Raw genomic sequence first — 4,890 nt, 5'->3', positions numbered from 1 at the left:
AAGCCACGAAGCCACGAAGCCACGAAGCCACGAAGCCACTCTACGGACCACCACCGGCAGCTTGAGTTTGCCGTATCTGCGAGGCAGTTCCTGATCCCATGCCACAGCTTGCGTTTCGACCGAACCTGGCCAGGTGCCAGCGATGACCGCACGACAACACCGCGGCCTGGACTCGCCTGCAGCGGCTCAGGAGAAGCCCGGACTCAGCCCGCGACCGAAGAATTCCCTGCCCAGCATTTCGGTCGTCGCCCCCGCCTACAACGAGCAGGAAGTGATCGAAGTGTTTCATCGGCGGGTGAGCGCGATCCTGGTGAATATCGGTGCCCCTTACGAGCTGGTCCTGGTCAATGACGGCAGCGAGGACAACACCCTTGCCCTGATGCACCGCCTGCAGGCGGCTGACCCGCACGTCACGGTGGTCGATCTTTCGCGGAATTTCGGCAAGGAGATTGCATTGACTGCCGGCCTCGACCATAGCAGCGGCGACGTGGTGGTGGTGCTCGACGCAGACCTGCAGGACCCTCCTGAACTGATCCCGGAAATGCTCGATGGCTGGCGTGATGGCTATGACATCGTCTATGGCGTACGCAGTCAACGTGACGGTGAAACATGGCTGAAGAAAGGGAGTGCGCGGCTCTTCTATCGTTTTCTACAGAGCGTCAGCCGGGTCGATATTCCTCGTGATACCGGTGATTTTCGGCTGATGACGCGGCGCGCGGTGCTTGAATTGTCGCGGCTTCGCGAAGAACACCGATTCATGAAGGGCTTGTTCGCCTGGATCGGCTTTCCCTCCAGACCGATCGCCTACCGTCGGGATCCTCGGCTGGCCGGTGAAACGAAGTGGAATTACTGGAAGCTGTGGAACCTGGCGCTGGAGGGAATTACCTCGTTTACCATCCGGCCGCTGAAGATCGCCACCTACCTCGGCCTCTCCGTCGCCGTCCTGTCGCTGCTGTACGCGGCGTTTGTGATCTGGAAGACCCTGATGTTCGGTGACCCGGTGCGGGGCTACCCTTCACTGATGGTGGTGGTGCTGTTTCTTGGTGGCGTGCAATTGATCTCGGTCGGTGTCCTCGGCGAGTACATTGGACGGATTTTCAACGAAGTGAAGCGCCGTCCCCTGTACCTGGTCAATCGGGTGCTCTCCTCGCAGCTGCGGGCGAAGACAACGCCGCCACCGAGTGCGCCGACTTGAGCTACGGCCGGCCGGATGCTCGCCGCCGATTCGTTTGTGGCGTGATAAAATCGCCCTCCTATGGAACTCGTGATCAACGGTGAAAGCCGCCAGTTTCCTTCGTCGCTGACGGTCGCCGGACTGGTCGAAGCCCTGGACCACGCCGGCAAGCGGATCGCTGTCGAACGCAACGGTGAAATCGTTCCGCGTGGCCGCCATGCCGAAACGCCACTGACTGACGGTGACCGGATCGAGATCGTCGTCGCTGTCGGCGGTGGCTGAGCCTCTTTTGGAAGAACAGGACGCATGCACGCTTCTCCCCACAGCCTGACGATCGCGGGCAAGGCCTACCGCTCACGTCTACTCGTCGGCACCGGCAAGTACAAGGATTTCGCCGAGACGCGGGCGGCGATCGATGCCTCTGGCGCCGAGATCGTCACCGTCGCCATTCGTCGCACCAACATCGGGCAGAACGCCGGCGAGCCGAACCTGCTGGACGTGCTGCCGCCTGCGCAGTTCACCATCCTGCCGAACACCGCCGGCTGCTACACCGCGGCGGACGCGGTGCGCACCCTGCGCCTGGCGCGCGAACTGCTCGATGGCCATCCCTTGTGCAAGCTGGAAGTGCTGGGTGATCCGACCAACCTGTTCCCGAACATGCCAGAAACCCTCAAGGCGGCGGAAACGCTGGTCAAGGAGGGCTTCGAGGTGATGGTCTACTGCGCCGACGACCCGATCCAGGCCAGGATGCTCGAGGAGATCGGCTGCGTCGCGGTGATGCCGCTGGCCTCGCTGATCGGTTCCGGAATGGGCATCGTCAATCCCTGGAACCTGCGCCTGATCATCGACAACGCCAAGGTGCCGGTGCTGGTCGACGCCGGTGTCGGTACCGCTTCCGACGCGGCGATCGCCATGGAACTCGGTTGCGACGGGGTGCTGATGAATACCGCCATCGCGCATGCCCGCGATCCGCTGCTGATGGCCAGCGCAATGAAGAAAGCGGTCGAAGCCGGGCGCGAGGCCTTCCTCGCCGGCCGCATGCCGCGCAAGTTCTACTCGGCCGATCCTTCCTCGCCGACGACCGGTTTGATCGGTTCGTAGGCATGGTCGGTCAGGAGAGCGATTGCACCGCTCCGCAGTCTGGACATATCCGCAGTTTCGTACGCCGTCAAGGCCGCGTCTCGAGTGCTCAGCAGCGCTACCGGGAAGCGATGATGGGCAGCATCGGTGTTCCCTACAGCCCCGCGCGCCTCGATCTGGATGCCCTGTTCGGACGCACGGCGCCGCAGATTCTGGAGATCGGTTTCGGCATGGGCGAAACCTCGGCAGCGATTGCCGCCGGCCATCCCGAGAACGATTATCTGGGCATTGAAGTGCACACCCCGGGCGTTGGCAGCCTGTGCAAGCTGGTTGCCGAGATGGGGCTGGCCAATCAGCGCATCGTCCAGCACGACGCGGTAGAGGTGCTGCGCGAGATGATCGCCCCGGCCACGTTGGCCGGTATCCACATTTTTTTTCCCGATCCGTGGCCGAAGAAGCGGCACCACAAACGGCGCTTGTTGCAGCCGCCTCTGGTCAGCTTGCTGGCCAGCCGCCTGCGCCCTGGTGGCTACCTTCATTGTGCGACCGACTGGGACGACTACGCGCAGCAGATGCTGGCCGTGCTGTCGAGCGATGCCTTGCTGGAGAATACGGTGCCGGACTTCGCGCCCCGCCCCGACCATCGCCCGCAGACCAAATTCGAGCAACGCGGCCTGCGGCTCGGACATGGCGTTTGGGACGTGGTTTTTCGGCGGCGGCAGGATTCACTCGAGGCGGAAAATGACCGGCAGGATCAGCTCGCGTGAGTGGCCCCAGTTCACCTTGCCCATTGCCCAGGCAGCTCTTATCGCGGCCTTGTCAAGCACTGAATGGCCGCTGCTGACCGCGATGTTGACGTCGCTGATGCTGCCATTCGGGGTCACCGTCAGGATCAGGCGGACTTCGCCTTCGATGCCGCGGCTGACGGCGTCCGGCGGGTAGTAGAGGTGTTCCGAAAGCTTTCGCTGCGCCGCCTCGACTTCTCGCCTGGGCACAGCCTTGGCCGCTGGCTGCGTCGCCCGAGCAGCGCGCGGGGCAGGGGGCGGCGGCTTGGCAGCAGCGGGCGTCTTGTCGGGTGCCAGGGTATCTTTCAGCAGCGGTTCGTCGTTGGCGACCTGCGCCTTGACTGGCAGACGTAGCATCGCCTGCAGTGCCGGCGGCGCTGGCGGTGTACTGCCGGTGAGCGCTTCCGGGAGGAGCAGGCTGACGTGCAGGGCGAGCGACAGCGCGAGCGCAAGGATAAGGCGGGACGGCATGGGTCCGACATTGTGAACCAAAACCGTGCCACAGGACATCGAGACCCGATTTTGCCACTGCGTGCGCGCGGGTCCGCAGGGAGGAGAGACGTGAAAGAGCTCGTGAGGTACCTGATCGGCAGACCTGGCAGCTGGCTGTTGCTGGTGTTCTGCTTGCTTGCCGGATCGGCGTCGGCCCAGGTGCCGGCACCGGACCCGATTACCTTCGGCTTTGCCGTCGAGCGCGGTGATCTGCGCACGGTCACCCGCTGGCTCGACGAAGGGCTTGATCCAGAGTATCAAGCAGCGCAGATCGGTACCGGTCTGATGGTTGCCGCGTGGAATGGCAACATCGAGATGATGGCCCTGTTCGTCGCACGCGGCGCCGACCCGCGGCGTAGCAACCGCAACGGCGAGCAGCCGCTGCAGCTGGCCGCTTGGGGCGGGCATATTGAAGCGGTCAAGTGGCTTCTCGAGCATGGCGCGCCGCTCGAACGCCAGGGTAACAACTGGGGGGCGCTGCACTACGCGGTGTTCAACGGTCACCAGCAGCTGGTCGAGGATCTGATCGCTCGTGGCGCGAACGTCAACGCTCGTTCGCCGAATCAGTCGACGCCCCTGATTCTCGCTGCCCGCGAAGGACGTGACGGTCTGGCGCGGCTGTTGCTCGAAGCGGGCGCCAACACCAAACTTCAGAACGACTGGGGCGATACGCCCCTGACCATGGCCATGCGCTACGACCATCTTCGCCTGGCGAAGATGATTTCGTCGCCCGAGGAATTCGAGATCGCGGTCAAGAAACCGAAGGAGAGCTTCGGTGAAGCGGTTCGCTCGGCAGCGGTGCCGAGCGAGATCGACGAGATCCTGAAGCAGATCCGGGCGGCCGAAGCGGAAGGCAAGCCGAGCCAGGCTTTGCACCGCAAGCTCCTGGCCACCAGCAAGGCCTTGCGAGCCAGTAGCGAGTCTGTTGTGCAGCGGCCGATGCCGCGTCCCTACATGCCGCCGTCAATGGTGATCACTGCCCGGCGTGGCCGGCCCGGCGCCGAGCGCGCGCAACTGATGGTCGAAGGCAAGCCAGCTGAAGCGGCGGCGACAGCAGGGACGACGGCGAAGGCGACAAAACCGACCAAAGAGCACAGCGCTGCAGCCGCCAAAGTGTCGGATTTGCTGCGGCAGATTCGACTCACCGAGGCCCAGGGACAGTCGGCCGATACGCTCAGGCAAGAGCTCTATCAGGCGGTCGCTGCCATGCAGCAATAGGCCGCTGCGGTCAGGCGCTGGCGCTGGGAACCGTGACTGGATAGCCCAACGGCCAGGTGGTGACGGCAGCCGAAAGGTGAGCGCCACAGGCGCCGGTAGGAGCAGGGCGGATCAGCCTTTCCGCGCTGAACCGAGCGCTTA

General features: G+C 63.9%; 6 protein-coding genes. 5 read left to right on the top strand and 1 reads right to left on the bottom strand.

Annotated features, from left to right (window positions below):
• Positions 1 to 142: 142 nt before the first annotated feature.
• The 4 genes from RUW20_RS00030 to trmB are packed head-to-tail and all read left to right on the top strand — an operon-like array spanning position 143 to position 3,021.
• Positions 143 to 1,195 carry a glycosyltransferase family 2 protein gene (locus RUW20_RS00030; protein ID WP_313950134.1) on the top strand — a complete coding sequence of 351 codons (1,053 nt, stop codon included), beginning with the start codon at positions 143 to 145 and terminating at the stop codon, positions 1,193 to 1,195.
• Positions 1,196 to 1,255: 60 nt separating this feature from the next.
• On the top strand, positions 1,256 to 1,456 hold the full coding sequence (thiS, locus tag RUW20_RS00025; RefSeq protein WP_313950133.1) for a sulfur carrier protein ThiS: 201 nt from the start codon (positions 1,256 to 1,258) through the stop codon (positions 1,454 to 1,456).
• A 24-nt stretch (positions 1,457 to 1,480) separates the two neighbouring features.
• Positions 1,481 to 2,275 carry a thiazole synthase gene (locus RUW20_RS00020; protein ID WP_313950132.1) on the top strand — a complete coding sequence of 265 codons (795 nt, stop codon included), beginning with the start codon at positions 1,481 to 1,483 and terminating at the stop codon, positions 2,273 to 2,275.
• Between the two features lie 2 nt (positions 2,276 to 2,277).
• The gene (gene trmB / locus RUW20_RS00015) at positions 2,278 to 3,021 is read left to right on the top strand and encodes a tRNA (guanosine(46)-N7)-methyltransferase TrmB (RefSeq protein WP_313950131.1); all 744 of its coding nucleotides are present in this window, start codon (positions 2,278 to 2,280) and stop codon (positions 3,019 to 3,021) included.
• Here the strand turns inward: trmB and RUW20_RS00010 are convergent.
• Positions 2,980 to 3,510 carry a TonB family protein gene (locus RUW20_RS00010; protein WP_313950130.1) on the bottom strand — a complete coding sequence of 177 codons (531 nt, stop codon included), beginning with the start codon at positions 3,508 to 3,510 and terminating at the stop codon, positions 2,980 to 2,982. The two genes, trmB and RUW20_RS00010, sit on opposite strands and share 42 nt — an antisense overlap.
• A 90-nt stretch (positions 3,511 to 3,600) precedes the next feature.
• On the opposite strand from RUW20_RS00010, the gene RUW20_RS00005 reads away from it, so the two are divergent.
• Positions 3,601 to 4,749 (top strand): ankyrin repeat domain-containing protein, encoded by a 1,149-nt coding sequence (locus tag RUW20_RS00005; protein WP_313950129.1) that lies wholly within the window; start codon positions 3,601 to 3,603, stop codon positions 4,747 to 4,749.
• Positions 4,750 to 4,890 lie beyond the last annotated feature (141 nt).

The sequence above is a fragment of the Accumulibacter sp. genome, from assembly GCF_032229525.1.
Classification (GTDB): Bacteria; Pseudomonadota; Gammaproteobacteria; order Burkholderiales; family Rhodocyclaceae; genus Accumulibacter.
This window is presented reverse-complemented; position numbering and strand designations above follow the sequence as displayed.

Excerpts from the sequence above, each read along its gene's own strand:
- thiS (WP_313950133.1), top strand. The coding sequence starts at position 1,256 with ATGGAACTCGTGATCAACGGTGAAAGCCGCCAGTTTCCTTCGTCGCTG.
- RUW20_RS00030 (WP_313950134.1), top strand. The coding sequence starts at position 143 with ATGACCGCACGACAACACCGCGGCCTGGACTCGCCTGCAGCGGCTCAG.
- RUW20_RS00020 (WP_313950132.1), top strand. The coding sequence starts at position 1,481 with ATGCACGCTTCTCCCCACAGCCTGACGATCGCGGGCAAGGCCTACCGC.
- trmB (WP_313950131.1), top strand. The coding sequence starts at position 2,278 with ATGGTCGGTCAGGAGAGCGATTGCACCGCTCCGCAGTCTGGACATATC.
- RUW20_RS00010 (WP_313950130.1), bottom strand. The coding sequence starts at position 3,510 with ATGCCGTCCCGCCTTATCCTTGCGCTCGCGCTGTCGCTCGCCCTGCAC.